The following is an 18608-nucleotide window of genomic DNA, read 5'->3' as shown; positions in this document are numbered from 1 at the left end:
ATGCCGGGCCCACGAGCCGCCGCCGCGGCGCCGCCGGAAGGCACCCCCCTGCGGATCGCCGTCATCGGCGGCGGCCCCGGCGGGCTCTACGCCGCAGCCCTGCTCAAGCGGCTCGGTCCCGGACGGGACATCACGGTCTGGGAGCGCAACGCTCCCGACGACACCTTCGGCTTCGGCGTCGTGCTCTCCGACGAGACCCTCGGCGGAATCGAGCACGCCGACCCGGCCGTCTACCGGGCGCTGCGCGCCGAGTTCGTACGGTGGGACGACATCGACATCGTGCACCGGGGCCGCACGCTCACCTCCGGCGGGCACGGCTTCGCCGCGCTCGGCCGGCGCAGGCTCCTGGAGATCCTGCACGAGCGCTGCCAGTCGCTCGGCGTCGACCTGCGGTTCCGCACCGAGGCGCCGCCGTCGGCCGAACTCGCCGCAGCGTACGACCTGGTGGTCGCCGCGGACGGCGTGCACAGCCTCACCCGCGAGGCGCATGCCGACCACTTCGCGCCCCGCATCACCAGCCACCGCTGCCGCTACATCTGGCTCGCCGCGGACTTCGCCTTCGACGCCTTCCGGTTCGAGATCGCCGAGACCGAACACGGCGTGATGCAGCTGCACGGATACCCCTACTCCGCCGACTCCTCCACGGTCATCGTCGAAATGCGCGAGGAGGTGTGGGCGGCCGCCGGTTTCGACGCGCTGGACGCCGGTGCCTCCGCCGACCAGTGCGCCAAGATCTTCACCGAAGCCCTCGGCGGACGGCCCCTGCGCGGCAACAAGTCCTCATGGACCGCGTTCCGCACCGTCGTCAACGAGCGCTGGTCGTACGGCAATACGGTGCTGCTCGGCGACGCGGCGCACACCGCGCACTTCTCCATCGGCTCCGGCACCAAGCTCGCCGTCGAGGACGCCCTCGCGCTCGCCGCCTGCATCGAGGAGCAGCCCGATCTGCCCACCGCCCTCGGCGCGTACGAGAGCGAGCGGCGGCCCGTGGTCGAGTCGACGCAGCGCGCGGCCGCGGCCAGCCTGCGCTGGTTCGAGGAGCTGGAACGCCATCTCGACCAGCCCGCCCGGCAGTTCGCCTTCAACCTCCTCACCCGCAGCCGCCGGGTCACCCACGGCAACCTGCGGCTGCGCGACCCCGGATTCACCGACACCGTCGAGCGGGAATTCGGCTGCCCGCCGGGCACCCCGCCCATGTTCACCCCCTTTCGGCTGCGCGGCCTCGAACTGAAGAACCGCGTGGTCGTCTCGCCCATGGACATGTACTCCGCCGTGGACGGCGTCCCCGGCGACTTCCACCTCGTCCACCTCGGCGCCCGCGCGCTGGGCGGCGCGGGCCTGGTCATGACCGAGATGGTGTGCGTCAGCCCCGAGGGCCGGATCACCCCCGGCTGCGCCGGCCTCTACACCCCCGAACAGGCCCATGCCTGGCGGCGCATCGCCGACTTCGTGCACCGGCAGGCACCCGGCACCGCCTTCGGCGTCCAGCTCGGCCACTCCGGGCGCAAGGGCTCGACCAAACTGATGTGGGACGGCATCGACCAGCCGCTCGACACCGGCAACTGGCCCGTCGCCGCCGCCTCCCCGCTTCCGTACCGACCCGGTGTCAACCAAGTCCCGCACGCGCTGGACCACGCGGGGCTCACCGACATCCGCGAGCAGTTCGCGGCCGCGGCCTGGCGGGCGGCGAACTGCGGATTCGACCTCCTCGAACTGCACTGCGCACACGGCTACTTGCTCTCCGGATTCCTCTCCCCTCTCACCAACCAACGGACGGACGGCTACGGCGGTTCCCTCGCGGCCCGGCTCCGCTTCCCCCTCGAAGTCTTCGACGCGGTACGCGGCATCTGGCCCGGCGACCGCCCGATGACGGTCCGCATCTCCGCCACCGACTGGGCCGACGGCGGCACCACCGCCGAGGACGCCGTCGAGATCGCGCGGGCCTTCGTCGCGCACGGCGCCGACGCCATCGACGTCTCCACTGGTCAGGTCGTCCCCGACGAACTCCCCGAATACGGGCGCTCGTACCAGACCCCGTTCGCCGACCGGATCCGCAACGAGCTGGGCATCCCGGTCGTGGCGGTCGGCGCCATCTCCTCCTGGGACGACGTCAACTCCCTGCTGCTCGCCGGCCGCGCCGACCTGTGCGCGCTGGCCCGCCCCCACCTGTACGACCCCCACTGGACGCTGCACGCCGCGGCCGAGCAGGGCTATGGGGGACCGGGCGCGACCTGGCCGCTGCCCTACCGCGCGGGCAGCCGCACACCGCCGACGGGCCGCACGGACGCCCCCAGACCGCGCCTCAGCCTGAACTGACGCTCAGTCAAGCCGAGTTCGTCAGGCCAGTGCGCCCCTCACGAACGCCGCGCCCGCCTCCCGCAGCCGTCCGTGCAGCCGGCCGAAGACCTCGGCGGAGCGGCCGCCCGGCCAGTCGCGGGGCAGGAGTTCGGCGGGCAGCCCCGGGTCGGCGTACGGCAGTCTGCGCCAGGAGTCCAGGGCGAGGAGGTAGTCGCGGTAGGCGGCCTCGGCGTCGTCCGGGGCACCTGGTCCGCCGGGTGCCCGTGCCTGCCAGTCCCGCAGCACCGGTTCGTGCCGGTCCAGGAAGTCCTCGTGCTGCTTGGCGATGGCCGGCAGGTCCCACCAGCGGGCGACCGCCTCCTCGGTGGGCGCGAAGCCGAGGTGCTCACCCCGGAACAGCTCGACGTACGGGGCGAGTTGGAGGCGCTCCAGGGTGTGCCGGGTCTCGTCGTACAGTCGCGCCGGGGCGAGCCACACGCCGGGCGCCGCCGTCCCGAAGCCGAGTCCGGCGAGGCGTGAGCGCAGGACGTGCCGCTTGCTGCGCTCCGACTCGGGGACGGAGAACACCGCGAGCACCCAGCCGTCGGCGGCTCGCGGCGAGGGGCGGGCGTAGATGCGCCGGTCGCCGTCGTCCAGGAGCTGGCGGGCGTCGGCCGACAGCGCGTAGCCGGCCGCACCCTGCGCTGTCGGCTGCGCCACGAGCAGCCCGCGCCGTTTGAGCCGGGACACCGACGAGCGGACGGACGGCGCGTCCACGCCGACCGCCGCGAGCAGCCGGATCAGTTCGGCCACCGCCAGCGAGCCGGAGGTCTCGCGCCCGTAGGCGCCGTAAAGGGTGACGATCAAGGATCGGGGGGTGTGCTGCTCGGCCACGTGATCACTCTAGTTCCCGCAGCCGGAAGCGCTGGAGCTTGCCGGTGGGCGTGCGGGGGAGCGCGTCCAGGAAGACGATCTCGCGCGGGCACTTGTACGGGACGAGCTCGGACTTCACGAAGTCGCGCAGCAGCGCCACCGTGCCCTCCCCGCGCGGCACGCCGGGCCGCAACACGCAGTAGGCGACCACGACATGGCCGCGGGTCTCGTCGGGGCGCCCCACCACCGCGGCCTCGGTGACATCGGGGTGGCGCAGCAGCGCGTCCTCGACCTCGGGGCCGGCGATGTTGAAGCCACTCGAAATGATCATGTCGTCGGCGCGGGCCACGTACCGGAACCAGCCGCCGCTCTCGCGCACATAGGTGTCGCCCGTGACGTTCCAGCCGTCCCGCACGTACTCCCGCTGCCGCTCGTCCGCGAGGTAGCGGCAGCCGACCGGGCCGCGCACGGCGAGCAGCCCGGGTTCGCCGTCCGCCACGGGCCGTCCCTCGGTGTCGACGATGCGGGCCTGCCAGCCGGGCACGGCTCGGCCGGTGGTGCCGGGCCGGATGTCGCCGTCCGCCGCCGAGATGAAGATGTGCAGCAGTTCGGTGGCCCCGATGCCGTTGATGATGCGCAGCCCGGTCCGCTGCTGCCAGGCCCGCCAGGTCGCCGCCGGAAGGTTCTCGCCGGCCGACACGCAGCGCCGCAGCGCGCTCAGGTCGTACGCGTCGAGCTCGTCCAGCATCGCCCGGTACGCGGTCGGCGCGGTGAACAGGACCGACACCCGGTGCTCGGCGAGCGCGGGCAGCAGCTGCTTGGGGCCGGCCTGTTCGAGTAGCAGCGACGAGGCGCCGGCCCGCAGCGGGAAGATGACGAGGCCGCCGAGCCCGAAGGTGAAGCCGAGCGGGGGGCTGCCCGCGAAGACGTCGTCGGGCGTCGGCTTCAGCACATGGCGCGCGAAGGTGTCGGCGATGGCGAGCACATCCCGGTGGAAGTGCATACAGCCTTTCGGGCGACCCGTCGTGCCCGAGGTGAACGCGATCAGGGCGACATCGTCCGCCGAGGTGTCGACGGCGGTGAACCGCCCGGAAGGGGCCCGCTCGATGCGGTTCAGCAGATCGCCGGGGCCGTCGCCGCCGTACGCCGTGACGCGCAGTCCGGGCACCCGGGCCTTCTCCAGATCGGCTAGCGCGCGGGCGTCGCACAGCGCGTGGCCGATCCGCGCGATGTCGCACATGACGGCCAGCTCGTGCGCGCGCTGCTGGGCCAGGACCGTCACGGCGACCGCGCCCGCCTTCATCACCGCCAGCCAGCACGCGGCCAGCCACGGCGTGGTCGGCCCGCGCAGCAGCACCCGGTTGCCGGGCACCACGCCGAGCTCGCCCGTCAGGACGTGGGCGATCCGGTCGACCCGGTCGCGCAGTTCCGCGTACGTCCAGACCTCCCCGTCGCCGGTGCGGAAGGCGGGGCGGTCCGGGCCGAAGCGCCCGATGGTGGTGTCGAGGAGTTCGGCGCCGCAGTTGAGCCGCTCGGGGCGGGCGGGACCGGGCAGGTCGAGGATCAGCTCGGGCCACTGCTCGTACGGCGGCAGATGGTCGCGGGGAAAGGTGTCGGCGTGCGCTGAGGTCTTCAGCTCCATACGGGATCGCCCCCTTGTCGCATCTGGAGCGTATCGTTTGCATGACGACAGTCAACAGTTCGCGATAGAGCGGCTGTGCCGTTGTCGGAGCCCGAGTGGGAAAGGGGTGGCCATGCCCGGATTCGCGCTGGAGCCGGACCAGCTGGAGTGGTGCGGGGAACTGCGGGTGCTCGCCGGGGCGCGGCTGCGCCCCCTTGCGGACAAGGGTGAGCCAGGACGCGTCAACCGGCCACTCGTCGAGGCGCTCGGGGAGTACGGCCTGCTGGCCCGCCTCTTCGACTCGGGCGCGCTCGACCTGTGCCTGATGCGCGAATCGCTGGCGTACGCGTGCACGGAGGCGGAGACCGCGCTCGCCCTCCAGGGCCTCGGCGCGCATCCGGTCGCCGCGTACGGATCGGCCGCGCAGCGCGAACGCTGGCTGCCCGGGGTGGCGGCGGGCCGCGCGGTCGCGGCCTTCGCGCTCAGCGAGCCGGACGCGGGCTCGGACGCCGCCGCGCTCAGCCTCAACGCCGTTGAGTACAGCGGTGGTTGGCGGCTCACCGGGGAGAAGTGCTGGATCTCCAACGCGCCCGAGGCCGACTTCTACACCGTCTTCGCCCGTACCACGCCGGACGCGGGCGCGCGCGGAGTGACGGCCTTCCTCGTCCCCGCCGACCGGCCGGGGCTGACCGGCACCGCGCTCGACATGCTGTCGCCGCACGCCATCGGCAGCCTCGGATTCGACGGCGTACCCGTGAGCGCCGACGACGTCCTCGGCGAGGTGGACCGGGGCTTCGGCGTCGCGATGAACACCCTCAACCTGTTCCGGCCGAGCGTCGGGGCGTTCGCCGTCGGCATGGCGCAGGCGGCGCTGGACGCGACGGTCGAGCACACCGCCCGACGGGCCGCGTTCGGCGGCCGGCTGAAGGATCTCCAGGCGGTGTCCCACCAGGTCGCCGACATGGCGACCCGCACCGAGGCGGCGCGGCTCCTGGTGTACGCGGCGGCGTCCGCCCACGACCGGGGCGACGCGGGCATCGCGCGCGGTTCGGCGATGGCCAAGCTGTTCGCCACCGAGACGGCGCAGCACGTCGTCGACACGGCGGTCCAGCTCCACGGCGCCCGCGCGCTGCAACGCGGGCACCTGCTCGAACACCTCTACCGTGAGGTGCGCGCGCCCCGCATCTACGAGGGAGCGAGCGAAGTGCAGCGCACGATCATCGCGAAGGAGCTGTACCGATGAGCCTGGAGCGGTTGAACCCGGCCGAACTGTCCCCGGCGACGGGGTTCAGCCACGCGGTGGTCGCCAGCGGCAGCCGCCTCGTCTTCCTCGCGGGGCAGACCGCGCTGGACGGCGACGGCAAGGTGGTGGGCGACACGCTGCCCGAGCAGTTCCGCACCGCGCTGTCCAACCTCCTCGCGGCGCTTGGAGCGGCGGGGGGCACGCCGGGCGATCTCGCGCGGGTCACCGTGTACGCCACGGATGTCGCGGAGTACCGGGAGCGGGCCCGCGAACTCGGCGCCATCTGGCGGGAGTTGGCGGGCCGCGACTATCCGGCGATGGCGGTGATCGGCGCGGTGCGCCTGTGGGACACCCAGGCCCGGATCGAACTGGACGGCTTCGCGGTCCTCGACTAGCCCCCGCCCCGGCGGAACTCACCCCTCAAGCAGCTCCCCCATCCACTCCTCGATCCCCTCGACCGACCTCGGCAGCGCCCCCGACAGCAGCTGGGCGCCGTTCTCCGTGATCACCAGGTCGTCCTCGATGCGGACGCCTATCCCGCGCAGCTCGGGCGGCAGGGTCTCGTCGTCCGGCTGGAGGTACAGGCCGGGCTCGACGGTGAGGACCTGGCCGGGCTCAAGCACGCCCTCCAGGTACGTCTCGGCGCGCGCCTTCGCGCAGTCGTGGACGTCCAGGCCCAGCATGTGCCCGCTGCCGCACAGGGTGTAGCGGCGGTGCAGTTCGCCCGAGGCGCTCTTGAGGACGCCCCACTCCGTCAGGCCCTCCGCGATGACCGCCATCGCGGCCCGGTGGAAGTCGCGGAAGGCGGCGCCCGGCCGCAGCGCCGCGATGCCCGCCTCCTGCGCGGCCAGGACGAGTTCGTACACCTGGCGCTGGACAGGGGAGAAGCGGCCCGAGAGCGGGAGCGTGCGGGTGATGTCGGCCGTGTAGAGGGTGTCGGTCTCCACGCCCGCGTCGAGCAGCAGCAGGTCCCGCGCATCGAGCCGCCCGTCGTTGCGGATCCAGTGCAGTACGCAGGCGTGCGCGCCGGACGCGGCGATCGTCTCGTACCCCGTGCCGTTGCCCTCGGCGCGGGCGCGCAGCCCGAAGACCCCTTCGAGCACGCGCTCGCCCCGCGGATGGGGGAGGGCGCGCGGCAGGGAGCGTACGACGTCCTCGAAACCCGCGGTGGTCTGGTCGACGGCCAGCTGGAGCTGGGCCACCTCCCAGGCGTCCTTCACCAGCCTCAACTCGGAGAGCACCTGCGCCAGTTCGGGGTCCGTCGACGCGTCGCGGCCGGGCGGCAGGGCGCCCAGGTCGTCCACGTGGGCGCAGCGGATCCCCGTCAGGCGCTCCGCCTCCGCGAGGTCGGGGCGGCGCCCCACCCAGAACTCTCCGTACCTGCGGTCGCGGTAGAACTCGTCGCCGCCGTCGGCGCGCGGCGAGCGCGGCCGCACGTACAGCACCGCCTCGTGCCCGGAACCGGACGGTTCGAGCACGAGCACATGGCCGGGCTGGTCCTCACCGGTCAGGCCGGTCAGCCAGGCGTACGCGCTGTGCGGGCGGAAGCGGTGGTCGCAGTCGTTGCTGCGGACCGCCAACTCCCCTGCGGGCACGATGAGCCGCTCCCCGGGGAAGCGGGCGGAGAGCCGCGCCCGGCGGCCCGGGGTGACCTCGAACCCCTGCACCCGGGCGTCCGCGGGCAGCGGGGTGGGAGCCCAGTCCGCGGTCATGAACGCGGCGAGTTCGAGGCCGACGGGAAGGTCGTGGCTGCCGGTGTTGGGGCGGGCGGGGCGCTCGGCCATCAGGGCTCCCAGGGTTGAGGACGGGCAAGGGATGGGTGTACATAAGGTCAGTGCTATTTCACATTACTATGTGACGGCTCGCTGAACAGCCCACCCAAGGCCCCAAGTTCCCCCTGGGGCAGGGGATTTGCCGCCCACCCCGCTCTGTTGCACAGGCCCCGCCGGACGTGCGCGATCTCCCTCGTGTCCGGCTCTTGTGGGCACCCTGCACAGGTCAGTAAAATGTCACACACCACTCTAGGGAGACCGATCATGACGTCTGCAGCACCTCAGCGCCTCCGGCCCTGGCACGGAATCCTCGTCGCGACCGCACTTCCCCTGCACACCGACCTCTCCGTCGACTTCAGCGCCTACGCCCGGCACGTGCGCTGGCTGATCGACAACGGCAGCGACGGCGTCGTGCCGAACGGTTCGCTCGGCGAGTACCAGACCCTCACCGACGAGGAGCGCGCCCGCGTCGTGCGCACGGCGGTCGAGGCGGCGGGCGACGGCTCCCGCGTCATGGCCGGGGTCGCCGCCTACGGCAGCGCCGAATCCCGCCGCTGGGCCGAGCAGGCCCGCGAGGCCGGCGCGGGCTCCGTACTGCTGCTGCCGCCGAACGCCTACCGCGCCGACGACCGGGCCGTACGGGCCCACTACGCCGAGGTCGCCAGGGCGGGGCTGCCCGTCGTCGCCTACAACAACCCGTACGACACCAAGGTCGACCTCACGCCCGCGTTGCTCGCCCAGCTGTACGCGGATGGCAGCATCGTCGCCGTGAAGGAGTTCAGCGGCGATGTGCGCCGCTCCTACGAGATGGCCGAACTCGCCCCGGAACTGGACCTGTTGGTCGGGGCCGACGACGTACTGCTCGAACTGGCGCTGGCCGGTGCGGTCGGCTGGATCGCCGGATACCCCAACGCGCTGCCCGTCTCCTGCGCCCAGCTCTACCGCGCGGCGGTCGACGGCGACCTCGCCACGGCCCGTCCCCTCTACCGGGCGCTCCATCCGCTGCTGCGCTGGGACTCGAAGACCGAGTTCGTCCAGGCGATCAAGCTCTCCATGGACCTGGCGGGCCGGCCCGGCGGACCCGTCCGGCCGCCCCGGCACCCGCTCACCGCAGAACAGGAAGCCGTGGTGCGCGCCGCCACCGAGAAGGCGCTCGCCGAAGGCCACAAGTAGCCCGCCAGGGAGGCGAATCATGCGGACCCGACACATCTACCACGCGGTCGACTCGCACACCGAAGGCATGCCGACCCGCGTCATCACCGGCGGCCTGGGCGTCATCCCGGGCGCCACCATGGCCGAGCGGCGACTGCACTTCATCGAGCATCTCGACCACATCCGTACGCTGCTGATGTACGAGCCGCGCGGCCACGCCGCGATGAGCGGCGCGATCCTCCAGCCGCCGACCCGGCCCGACGCGGACTACGGCGTCCTCTACATCGAGGTCTCCGGGCTCCTGCCGATGTGCGGCCACGGCACCATCGGGGTGGCCACCGTGCTGGTGGAGACCGGAATGGTCCCGGTCACCGAGCCCGTCACCACCGTACGGCTCGACACCCCGGCCGGTCTGGTCAGCGTGGACGTACGGGTCGAGGACGGCGAGGCGAAGTCCGTCACGCTGACCAACGTTCCCGCGTTCTGCCTGGCGCTCGACCGGAAGGTGGCGGTCCCGGGCTTCGGCACGGTCACCTACGACCTCGCCTACGGAGGCAACTTCTACGCCTTCATGGACCTCGGCGCACTCGGCCTGCCCTTCGACCGGGACCGCAAGGACGAGCTGCTCGCCGCCGGGCTCGCCATCATGGACGCCATCAACGCGACCGACCGTCCGGCGCACCCCGAGCACCCGGAGATCGGCGGGGTGAAACACGTCTACCTCGCGGCTCCCGGCTCCGACGCGACGCGCTCGCGGCACGCCATGGCGATCCACCCGGGCTGGTTCGACCGCTCCCCGTGCGGCACCGGCACCTCCGCGCGGATGGCCCAGCTGCACGCCCGCGGCGAGCTCCCCCTGCACCGCGACTTCACCAACGAGTCGTTCATCGGTACGGAGTTCACCGGCCGGCTCGTCGGCGAGACCACGGTCGGCGGCCTCCCCGCGGTCGTGCCCACCGTCACCGGACGGGCCTGGATCACCGGAACCGCCCAGTACTTCCTGAACCCGTCCGACCCCTTCCCGGAAGGGTTCCTGCTGTGAAGCCGCCCGTGGTGGTGCGCACCGTCGACTTCCACACCGCGGGCGAACCGTTCCGCATCGTCGCGGACGGGCTGCCGCCCGTGCCCGGGGACACCGTCGCCGAACGCTGGGCCACCGTGATCGGCGCGGGCGGCGCCCCCGACGCGCCGAGACCGGGCCCCCTGGACGACGTCCGGCGGCTGCTCGTCCAGGAACCCCGCGGCCACGCCGGGATGTACGGCGGTTTCATCGTTCCGGCCGACGACGACGGCGCCCACTTCGGCGTGCTGTTCTGGCACAAGGACGGCTACTCGACCGCCTGCGGCCACGGCACGATCGCGCTGGGCGCCTGGGCCGTGGCCAGCGGCCGGGTCCCCGCGCCGGACGACGGCACCGCCGAGGTGAGGATCGACGTGCCGTCCGGCCGGGTCGCCGCGCTGGTGCACCGCACCGGGGGCCGCACCACCGAGGTCACCTTCCGGGGCGTCCCGGCCCGGGTCACCGCCCGCAAGATCCCCGTGGCCACGTCGCGCGGCACGGCCGAGGTGTCCGTGGCGCACGCCGGAGCCTGCTACGTATCGGTGGCGGCGGCGGACCTCGGCCTCGCCGTCGACCGCGCCTCGCTGCCCCAACTCACCTCCGTGGCAAGGGAGATGCGCGGCGCACTGACCGGCCACCCCGCCACCGCGGACCCGGCGAATCCGCTCCTCGCGGGGGTGTACGGAGTGATCTTCCACGAGGACCTGGCGGACCGGCCGGCCGGGCCGGACCAGCGCAGTGTGACCGTGTTCGCCGACGGCCAGATCGACCGCTCCCCGTGCGGCTCGGGCACCTGTGCCCGGCTGGTCCTGCTCGCCGACGACGGCACCATCGGCCCCGGCGACGAACTGCGCCACGAGTCGGTGACCGGCACGGTCTTCACCGGCCGCATCGTGTCCCGTTCGGAGAAAGGCACGCTCACCGAGGTCACCGGCTCGGCCCACCGCACCGGCGAGCACACCTTCGTCCTCGACCCGTACGACGAACTGGCGACGGGATTTCTGCTGTGATCCAGCTCGACGCGGACGACATCGCCGCTCTGCTGACCCCACCCGCCGCGGCCGAAGCCCTGGCGGCGGTCCTGCGGGACGGCCTCGACCCCGAGATGTGCCCGGCCCGCTCCAACGTGCCCGTCCCGGCGGGGGAGTTGCTCATCATGCCGGCCGCGTCCGCGACGTACGCCGGAGTGAAGATCGCCGGGGTCGCACCCGCCAACCCGGGCCGCGGACTGCCCCGGATCACCGGCAGCTTCCTCCTCCTCGACGGGCCCACCCTGCTGCCCGTCGCCCTCCTCGACGGCGCCGCGCTGACCGGCGTGCGCACCGCGGCCGTATCGGCCCTGGCGATCGACGCGCTCGCCGCACCCGACGCGGCGCGCCTGGTCGTCTTCGGCGCGGGACCGCAGGCGTACGCCCACCTCGAAGCGGCGCTGCACACAAGGGAGTTGACCCATCTGACGGTCGTCTCGCGCACACCCGAGCGGTCCGAGCGCCTGGTGGCGTACGCGCGGAAGCTGGGCCTGGAAGCCCGGACGGGCACGCCGTCGGACGTGTCCGGCGCCGATCTCGTCATCTGCTGCACCACCGCGCACGAGCCGCTCTTCGACGGGCGGCTCGTCCCCGGCCATGCCGCCGTGGTCGCGGTCGGCTCCCATCAACCGGCCGTACGGGAGACCGACTCGGAGCTGGTGCGGCGCTCCTCGGTGTGGGTGGAGGCGCGGACGGCCGCCCTGCGCGAGGCGGGCGATCTGCTGATCCCGCTGGCCGAGGGCGTCATCGGCGAGGACCACATCGCGGGCACCCTGGCCGGGCTGGTGCGGGGCGGGGCCCGGCTGTCCGGGGACCGGCCGCGGCTGTTCAAGAGCGTGGGCATGGCCTGGGAGGATCTGGCCGTCGCGGCAGCCCTGCACCGGACTTCGAGTGCCGTACGCACAGCGGCAGTTGAACCGGGCAGCCCTTCGCGGGGAGGGAGGATTGTACGCTGAGCCTCCGCGGAATCACGGAGGAAGTGCCATGGGCGACCTGAAACAGCGCAATCTCATCGTTGCCCAGGAACGGCTGCGCGACCAGGTCGCCCACGCCCTGCGCGCCGCACTGGTGGCGGGCGAGCTCCGCCCCGGCACCATCTACTCCGCCCCCGGCCTCGCCGCCGATTTCGGGATCTCCGCGACACCGGTGCGCGAGGCGATGCTCGATCTGGCCCGCGAAGGCCTGGTCGAGCCGGTCCGCAACAAGGGCTTCCGGATCACCGAGGTCAGCGAGCGCGATCTGGACCAGTACACGGAACTGCGCGCGCTGATCGAGGTGCCGACCGTGGGAAAGGTCACCGACAGCGCGACCGCCGAGCAGTTGGAGGCGCTGCGGCCCATCGCCCAGGAGATAGTGGACCGGGCCCGCGAGCACGATCTGATCGGCTACCTCGACGCCGACCGCCGCTTCCACCTCCAGCTCCTCGGGCTCGCGGGGAACGAGCGGCTGGTCGAAACGGTCGGCGAACTGCGCAAGCGCTCCCGGCTGTACGGGCTCACCAAGCTCGATGAACGCGGCGAGCTGATCTCGTCCGCCCAGGAGCACATCGAGCTCCTCGACCTGATGCGGTCCGGCGACCGGCCGGCCGCCGAGGCGTGCATGGCCCGCCACTTGGGCCACATCCGCTCCCTGTGGGCCAGGGCCCGCGACGAACCGGTGGAGCCCCGCCCGAAGCGGATCCTGGGCGGCCGGTAGCGGATCGGGGGGCGGGCGGGGTGAACGCCCGCCCCGGTCCGGCTAGATGTCGCGGAAGATCTCGATCTGCGCGCCCACCGAGTTGAGGCGCTCGGCCAGGTCCTCGTAGCCGCGGTTGATGACGTACACGTTGCGCAGCACGGACGTGCCCTCGGCGGCCATCATGGCGAGCAGGACCACCACGGCCGGGCGCAGTGCCGGGGGGCACATCATTTCGGCGGCGCGCCAGCGGGTGGGGCCCTCCACCAGGACCCGGTGCGGGTCGAGGAGCTGGAGGCGGCCGCCCAGGCGGTTGAGGTCCGTGAGGTAGATCGCGCGGTTGTCGTACACCCAGTCGTGGATGAGAGTCTTGCCCTGGGCCACCGCCGCGATCGCCGCGAAGAACGGCACGTTGTCGATGTTGAGGCCGGGGAACGGCATCGGGTGGATCTTGTCGATGGGCGCCTCCAGCTTGGAGGGCCGCACGGTGAGGTCGATCAGCCGGGTGCGCCCGTTGTCGGCGGCGTACTCGGCCGTGCGGTCGTGGTCGAGGCCCATCTCTTCGAGGACCGCGAGCTCGATCTCCAGGAACTCCACCGGCACCCGACGGATCGTCAGCTCGGACTCGGTGACGACGGCGGCGGCCAGCAGGCTCATCGCCTCGACCGGGTCCTCGGAGGGCGAGTAGTCGACGTCCACGTCGATGTCGGCCATGCCGTGCACGGTCAGGGTGGTGGTGCCGATGCCGTCGACCCGTACGCCGAGCGCCTCCAGGAAGAAGCACAGGTCCTGGACCATGTAGTTGGAGGAGGCGTTGCGGATGACGGTGACGCCGTTGTTGCGGGCGGCGGCGAGCAGCGCGTTCTCGGTGACGGTGTCGCCGCGTTCGGTCAGCACGATCGGCCGGTCGGGCGCGGTGCGCGCCACCTCGGCGTGGTAGATCCCCTCGGTGGCCGTGATGTCCAGGCCGAACCGGCGCAGCGCGATCATGTGCGGCTCGATGGTGCGGGTGCCGAGGTCGCAGCCGCCGGCGTACGGCAGCCGGAACTGGTCCATGCGGTGCAGCAGCGGGCCGAGGAACATGATGATGGAGCGGGTGCGGCGGGCGGCCTCCGCGTCCATGGCGTCGAGGTCGAGCTCGGCCGGCGGTACGATCTCCAGGTCGATGCCCTCATTGATCCAACGGGTGCGTACACCAATGGAGTTGAGGACTTCGAGGAGCCGGTAGACCTCTTCGATGCGGGCCACCCGGCGCAGTACGGTGCGGCCCTTGTTGAGCAGCGAGCCGCAGAGCAGCGCGACGCACGCGTTCTTGCTCGTCTTGACGTCGATCGAACCCGAGAGGCGGCGGCCGCCCACCACGCGCAGATGCATGGGGCCCGCATACCCGAGGGAGACGATTTCACTGTCGAGCGCTTCCCCGATGCGCGCGATCATCTCAAGGCTGATGTTCTGATTCCCGCGCTCGATGCGGTTCACGGCGCTCTGGCTGGTGCCCAGAGCCTCGGCCAACTGCGCCTGCGTCCAGCCCCGGTGCTGCCGGGCGTCACGGATGAGCTTGCCGATGCGTACGAGGTAGTCGTCTGCCATGGGGGCAGGTTATCTCAGATATGAGATGACGCTCGCGCTGGGCTGGGCCACCCGGGTGAGGCACCGTCAATTCGATGGTGCGGGTCCGGCGCACCGGCGGCAAACGGGAGACGTCCGTACAGGTGTGCCGGGTGTGACGCACGCCGACTCGGGAGGACCGGGGTGCGGTCCGGCCGGGCATGGCGCAGTGTGAGGGCAGGGTGGACGCGCCGCTCGTGCATGACCAGGGCGCGGCCATGTACTAGAGTTATCTCGACATCGAGATATCTACTGAGGCGCACCGCAGCCGACGCTCGGTAAGGATTACCTAACTTAGCCTTACCTTAGCGGATCGACGAGAAGTCGTGGCGGCAGGATTGTGGTGGAACGCGCACACATATGAAGGAGACTGTCGTGTCGGCGAACAGCTTCGACGCCCGCAGCACGCTGCGCGTGGGCGACGAGTCGTACGAGATCTTCAAGCTGGACAAGGTCGAGGGCTCCGCGCGCCTCCCTTACAGCCTGAAGGTTCTCCTGGAGAACCTGCTCCGCACCGAGGACGGCGCGAACATCACCGCCGACCACATCCGCGCGCTCGGCGGCTGGGACTCGCAGGCTCAGCCGAGCCAGGAGATCCAGTTCACCCCGGCCCGCGTGATCATGCAGGACTTCACCGGTGTGCCCTGTGTCGTGGACCTCGCCACCATGCGTGAGGCCGTCAAGGAGCTCGGCGGCGACCCGGCGAAGATCAACCCCCTCGCACCGGCCGAGCTGGTCATCGACCACTCCGTCATCGCCGACAAGTTCGGCACCAAGGACGCGTTCGCGCAGAACGTGGAGCTGGAGTACGGCCGCAACAAGGAGCGCTACCAGTTCCTGCGCTGGGGCCAGACCGCGTTCGACGAGTTCAAGGTCGTCCCGCCGGGCACCGGCATCGTCCACCAGGTCAACATCGAGCACCTGGCCCGTACGGTCATGGTCCGGGGCGGCCAGGCCTACCCGGACACCCTGGTCGGCACCGACTCGCACACCACGATGGTCAACGGTCTCGGTGTGCTCGGCTGGGGCGTCGGCGGCATCGAGGCCGAGGCCGCGATGCTCGGCCAGCCGGTCTCCATGCTCATCCCGCGCGTCGTCGGCTTCAAGCTGACCGGCGAGCTGAACCCGGGCACCACCGCCACCGACCTGGTCCTCACGATCACCGAGATGCTGCGCAAGCACGGCGTCGTCGGCAAGTTCGTGGAGTTCTACGGCGAGGGCGTCGCGGCCACCAGCCTCGCCAACCGCGCCACCATCGGCAACATGTCGCCGGAGTTCGGCTCCACCGCCGCGATCTTCCCGATCGACGACGAGACGCTGAAGTACCTGAAGCTGACCGGCCGCTCCGAGCAGCAGGTCGCGCTGGTCGAGGCGTACGCCAAGGAGCAGGGCCTCTGGCTGGACCCGGCCGCCGAGCCCGACTTCTCCGAGAAGCTGGAGCTGGACCTCTCCACGGTCGTTCCGTCGATCGCCGGTCCCAAGCGCCCGCAGGACCGCATCATCCTCGCCAACGCCGCGCAGCAGTTCGCGCTGGACGTGCGCAACTACGTCGACGAGGACGACGAGGCGGGCAAGGAGTCCTTCCCGGCCTCCGACTCCCCGGCCTCCGCCAACGGCGTGCCGAGCCGCCCGACGCTGGTCACCCTGGCCGACGGCTCGTCCTTCGAGATCGACCACGGCGCCGTCACCGTCGCCGCGATCACCTCCTGCACCAACACCTCGAACCCGTACGTCATGGTCGCCGCCGCGCTCGTCGCGAAGAAGGCCGTGGACAAGGGCCTGACCCGCAAGCCGTGGGTCAAGACCACGCTCGCCCCGGGCTCGAAGGTCGTCACCGACTACTTCGACAAGGCCGGGCTCACCCCGTACCTCGACAAGATGGGCTTCAACCTCGTCGGGTACGGCTGCACCACCTGCATCGGCAACTCCGGTCCGCTGGACGAGGAGATCTCGAAGGCGATCAACGAGCACGACCTCGCGGTCACCTCGGTGCTCTCCGGCAACCGCAACTTCGAGGGCCGGATCAACCCCGACGTCAAGATGAACTACCTGGCGTCCCCGCCGCTGGTCGTCGCGTACGCCATCGCCGGTTCGATGAAGGTCGACATCACGACCGAGGCCATCGGCACCGACACCGACGGCAACCCGGTCTTCCTCAAGGACATCTGGCCCACCGAGGCCGAGGTCAACGACGTCGTGGCGAACGCCATCGGCGAGGACATGTTCAACAAGTCCTACCAGGACGTCTTCGCGGGTGACGCGCAGTGGCAGTCGCTGCCGATCCCGACCGGCAACACCTTCGAGTGGGACACCGAGTCCACCTACGTCCGCAAGCCCCCTTACTTCGAGGGCATGACGATGGAGACCACCCCGGTCTCCGACATCGCCGGCGCGCGGGTCCTGGCGAAGCTGGGCGACTCGGTCACCACCGACCACATCTCCCCGGCCGGTGCGATCAAGGCCGACACCCCGGCCGGCAAGTACCTCACGGAGCACGGCGTCGAGCGCCGTGACTTCAACTCCTACGGCTCGCGCCGTGGCAACCACGAGGTCATGATCCGCGGCACCTTCGCCAACATCCGCCTGCGCAACCAGATCGCGCCGGGCACGGAGGGCGGCTTCACCCGCGACTTCACCGTCGAGGGCGCCCCGGTCTCCTTCATCTACGACGCCTCGCAGAACTACCAGGCCGCCGGCATCCCGCTGGTCATCCTGGCGGGCAAGGAGTACGGCTCGGGCTCGTCCCGCGACTGGGCCGCCAAGGGCACCGCGCTGCTCGGCGTCAAGGCCGTCATCGCCGAGTCGTACGAGCGCATCCACCGCTCGAACCTCATCGGCATGGGCGTCCTGCCGCTCCAGTTCCCGGAGGGCGCCACCGCCGCCTCGCTCGGCCTGACCGGCGAGGAGACCTTCTCCTTCACCGGTGTGACCGTCCTGAACGACGGCAGTACCCCGCGCACGGTCAAGGTCACCACCGACACGGGTGTCGAGTTCGACGCGGTCGTCCGCATCGACACCCCCGGTGAGGCGGACTACTACCGCAACGGCGGCATCATGCAGTACGTGCTGCGCAACCTGATCCGCAAGTAGGCGGCCAGGAACGACGGCAGGGCCGCACTCCCCGGAAGGGGGGTGCGGCCCTGCCGCTTCGTACCGGCGCGTCAGGAAGTCATCAGCCGGTAGATGTTGTAGCCGTAGCCGATCTGCACGCGCGGCCGGTACGGGGCGGCGGCGTTGCCGGTGCCCTTGTACAGCCACAGCCCGCCGTTGTTGTCCCGGGCGATCAGGTCGGACTTGCCGTCCAGGTCCAGGTCACCGGTGGAGACGAGCTTGTTGTACGCGTTCCACCCGGCGCCGATCCTGACGCGGGGCGCGAACGGGGCCCGGTAGTCGCCGGTGCCCTTGTAGAGCCACAGCACGCCCGCCTTGTCGCGCGCGACGATGTCGGGCTTGCCGTCACCGGTCAGGTCGCCCTTGCCGGCGATCTCGGTGTAGGCGTCCCAGCCCGCGCCGACCCTGATGCGGCTGGTCATGGTGCCGTCGCCGTAGCCGAGGTACAGCCACAGCACGCCCGCCCGGTCGCGCGCGATGATGTCGTACGCCTGGCCGCCGGCCAGGTTGCCCGGCGAGAGCACCTTGTCGTAGATGTTCCAGCCGCCGCCGATGACCTTGTCAGGGGAGTTGGCGTCGGTGAAGTAGTGCAGCACCCCGCTCTTGTCCCACTGCCACTCGCCGTCGGCGAAGCCGTCGCCGTTGTTGTCGACCAGCGCGTCGTTGGCCAGGTACCCGTAGTCGTCGGGCTGGCCCGCGCGGGGGGTGAGACCGCCCGAACCGTTGGGAGCGTAGGCCCAGCCGCCGCCCGCGTTGTCCACGGCGAACATCGGGAAGACCGGGTCCGCGGCGCTGCCGGGCGCGGCCGCGGCGTCGCGTGCGGCAGCGAAGTGCTTGGCCTTCGGGGCGCTCGGCGAGGCCTTCAGCCGCCCGGTGGCGGGCGAGACGCCGCCGGCCGAGGCCGCACCGGCGCTCGCGGCGACGAGCGCGGCGGCCGTCGCCGCCACGGCGAGGCGGGAGAGTGCCCTGCCGTTCTTACGGCCATTGAGTTTGGCCACGTAATGCTCCTGAGTCTGCTGAAGCGATCATGAGTGGGACGCCGCACCTCGTGAGGAGTCGGCGTCCCACCGCGATCGTTCCACGGCTTCTTCACAAGTCAACTAGTTTGGCCTGTGAGGAAGTTGCATATCCGAACGGCCAAATCGCCCTATGTCCAGATCAATTCGGGTCATTTCCAGGGAAGAGTTCC

The 18608-nt window shown here is 71.5% G+C and carries 14 protein-coding genes; 9 read left to right on the top strand and 5 right to left on the bottom strand.

Annotation, left to right across the window (positions count from 1 at the left end; translation table 11 throughout):
• Window positions 1–2316, top strand: coding sequence for a bifunctional salicylyl-CoA 5-hydroxylase/oxidoreductase (locus tag ACIQ8J_RS10965; protein ID WP_403270941.1), 2316 nt, complete (start codon window positions 1–3; stop codon window positions 2314–2316).
• Window positions 2317–2337: 21 nt separating this feature from the next.
• On the opposite strand, the gene ACIQ8J_RS10960 is transcribed toward ACIQ8J_RS10965, so the two are convergent.
• Complete coding sequence (locus ACIQ8J_RS10960; RefSeq protein WP_403270944.1) at window positions 2338–3171, bottom strand: PaaX family transcriptional regulator C-terminal domain-containing protein; 834 nt, start codon at window positions 3169–3171, stop codon at window positions 2338–2340.
• A 4-nt stretch (window positions 3172–3175) separates the two neighbouring features.
• A complete protein-coding gene (locus ACIQ8J_RS10955) occupies window positions 3176–4792 on the bottom strand; it encodes an AMP-binding protein (protein ID WP_403270947.1) in 1617 nt (538 codons plus the stop codon).
• A 112-nt stretch (window positions 4793–4904) separates the two neighbouring features.
• Between ACIQ8J_RS10955 and ACIQ8J_RS10950 the strand changes: the two genes are divergently transcribed.
• Both ACIQ8J_RS10950 and ACIQ8J_RS10945 read left to right on the top strand, forming a co-directional pair.
• Window positions 4905–6014 carry an acyl-CoA dehydrogenase family protein gene (locus tag ACIQ8J_RS10950; protein WP_403270949.1) on the top strand — a complete coding sequence of 370 codons (1110 nt, stop codon included), beginning with the start codon at window positions 4905–4907 and terminating at the stop codon, window positions 6012–6014.
• The gene (locus ACIQ8J_RS10945; protein WP_403270952.1) at window positions 6011–6409 is read left to right on the top strand and encodes a RidA family protein; all 399 of its coding nucleotides are present in this window, start codon (window positions 6011–6013) and stop codon (window positions 6407–6409) included. Before ACIQ8J_RS10950 ends, ACIQ8J_RS10945 begins: the two co-directional genes overlap by 4 nt.
• An 18-nt stretch (window positions 6410–6427) precedes the next feature.
• On the opposite strand, the gene ACIQ8J_RS10940 is transcribed toward ACIQ8J_RS10945, so the two are convergent.
• On the bottom strand, window positions 6428–7798 hold the full coding sequence (locus ACIQ8J_RS10940; protein ID WP_403270954.1) for an aminopeptidase P family protein: 1371 nt from the start codon (window positions 7796–7798) through the stop codon (window positions 6428–6430).
• 252 nt (window positions 7799–8050) lie between these two features.
• Here ACIQ8J_RS10940 and ACIQ8J_RS10935 point away from each other — a divergent pair, with 252 nt between their 5' ends.
• Genes ACIQ8J_RS10935 through ACIQ8J_RS10915 form a run of 5 tightly spaced genes read left to right on the top strand, consistent with a single transcriptional unit; the run spans window position 8051 to window position 12721 of the window.
• Complete coding sequence (locus ACIQ8J_RS10935) at window positions 8051–8959, top strand: dihydrodipicolinate synthase family protein (protein ID WP_403270957.1); 909 nt, start codon at window positions 8051–8053, stop codon at window positions 8957–8959.
• Window positions 8960–8978: 19 nt separating this feature from the next.
• Complete coding sequence (locus tag ACIQ8J_RS10930; RefSeq protein ID WP_403270959.1) at window positions 8979–9980, top strand: proline racemase family protein; 1002 nt, start codon at window positions 8979–8981, stop codon at window positions 9978–9980.
• On the top strand, window positions 9977–11008 hold the full coding sequence (locus ACIQ8J_RS10925) for a proline racemase family protein (protein WP_403270962.1): 1032 nt from the start codon (window positions 9977–9979) through the stop codon (window positions 11006–11008). Before ACIQ8J_RS10930 ends, ACIQ8J_RS10925 begins: the two co-directional genes overlap by 4 nt.
• Window positions 11005–11982, top strand: a complete 978-nt coding sequence (locus ACIQ8J_RS10920; RefSeq protein WP_403270964.1) for an ornithine cyclodeaminase family protein — start codon at window positions 11005–11007, stop codon at window positions 11980–11982. Before ACIQ8J_RS10925 ends, ACIQ8J_RS10920 begins: the two co-directional genes overlap by 4 nt.
• Window positions 11983–12010: 28 nt before the next feature.
• Window positions 12011–12721 (top strand): GntR family transcriptional regulator, encoded by a 711-nt coding sequence (locus ACIQ8J_RS10915; protein WP_403270967.1) that lies wholly within the window; start codon window positions 12011–12013, stop codon window positions 12719–12721.
• A gap of 42 nt (window positions 12722–12763) precedes the next feature.
• Here ACIQ8J_RS10915 and ACIQ8J_RS10910 read toward each other — a convergent pair whose 3' ends face one another.
• Complete coding sequence (locus ACIQ8J_RS10910) at window positions 12764–14290, bottom strand: helix-turn-helix domain-containing protein (RefSeq protein ID WP_403270970.1); 1527 nt, start codon at window positions 14288–14290, stop codon at window positions 12764–12766.
• A gap of 393 nt (window positions 14291–14683) precedes the next feature.
• On the opposite strand from ACIQ8J_RS10910, the gene acnA reads away from it, so the two are divergent.
• On the top strand, window positions 14684–17398 hold the full coding sequence (gene acnA / locus ACIQ8J_RS10905; protein ID WP_403270973.1) for an aconitate hydratase AcnA: 2715 nt from the start codon (window positions 14684–14686) through the stop codon (window positions 17396–17398).
• A 71-nt stretch (window positions 17399–17469) separates the two neighbouring features.
• Here acnA and ACIQ8J_RS10900 read toward each other — a convergent pair whose 3' ends face one another.
• Window positions 17470–18417 carry an FG-GAP repeat domain-containing protein gene (locus ACIQ8J_RS10900; protein ID WP_403270975.1) on the bottom strand — a complete coding sequence of 316 codons (948 nt, stop codon included), beginning with the start codon at window positions 18415–18417 and terminating at the stop codon, window positions 17470–17472.
• Between the last annotated feature and the right edge of the window lie 191 nt (window positions 18418–18608).

It is taken from the genome of Streptomyces sp. NPDC094147 (assembly GCF_044764265.1).
Classification (GTDB): Bacteria; Actinomycetota; Actinomycetes; order Streptomycetales; family Streptomycetaceae; genus Streptomyces.
This window is presented reverse-complemented; position numbering and strand designations above follow the sequence as displayed.

What these genes read in the sequence shown, in the direction of transcription:
- ACIQ8J_RS10965 (WP_403270941.1), top strand. Translation starts at nt 1, where the DNA reads ATGCCGGGCCCACGAGCCGCCGCCGCGGCGCCGCCGGAAGGCACCCCC.
- ACIQ8J_RS10955 (WP_403270947.1), bottom strand. Translation starts at nt 4,792, where the DNA reads ATGGAGCTGAAGACCTCAGCGCACGCCGACACCTTTCCCCGCGACCAT.
- ACIQ8J_RS10950 (WP_403270949.1), top strand. Translation starts at nt 4,905, where the DNA reads ATGCCCGGATTCGCGCTGGAGCCGGACCAGCTGGAGTGGTGCGGGGAA.
- ACIQ8J_RS10945 (WP_403270952.1), top strand. Translation starts at nt 6,011, where the DNA reads ATGAGCCTGGAGCGGTTGAACCCGGCCGAACTGTCCCCGGCGACGGGG.
- ACIQ8J_RS10940 (WP_403270954.1), bottom strand. Translation starts at nt 7,798, where the DNA reads ATGGCCGAGCGCCCCGCCCGCCCCAACACCGGCAGCCACGACCTTCCC.
- ACIQ8J_RS10935 (WP_403270957.1), top strand. Translation starts at nt 8,051, where the DNA reads ATGACGTCTGCAGCACCTCAGCGCCTCCGGCCCTGGCACGGAATCCTC.
- ACIQ8J_RS10930 (WP_403270959.1), top strand. Translation starts at nt 8,979, where the DNA reads ATGCGGACCCGACACATCTACCACGCGGTCGACTCGCACACCGAAGGC.
- ACIQ8J_RS10915 (WP_403270967.1), top strand. Translation starts at nt 12,011, where the DNA reads ATGGGCGACCTGAAACAGCGCAATCTCATCGTTGCCCAGGAACGGCTG.
- ACIQ8J_RS10910 (WP_403270970.1), bottom strand. Translation starts at nt 14,290, where the DNA reads ATGGCAGACGACTACCTCGTACGCATCGGCAAGCTCATCCGTGACGCC.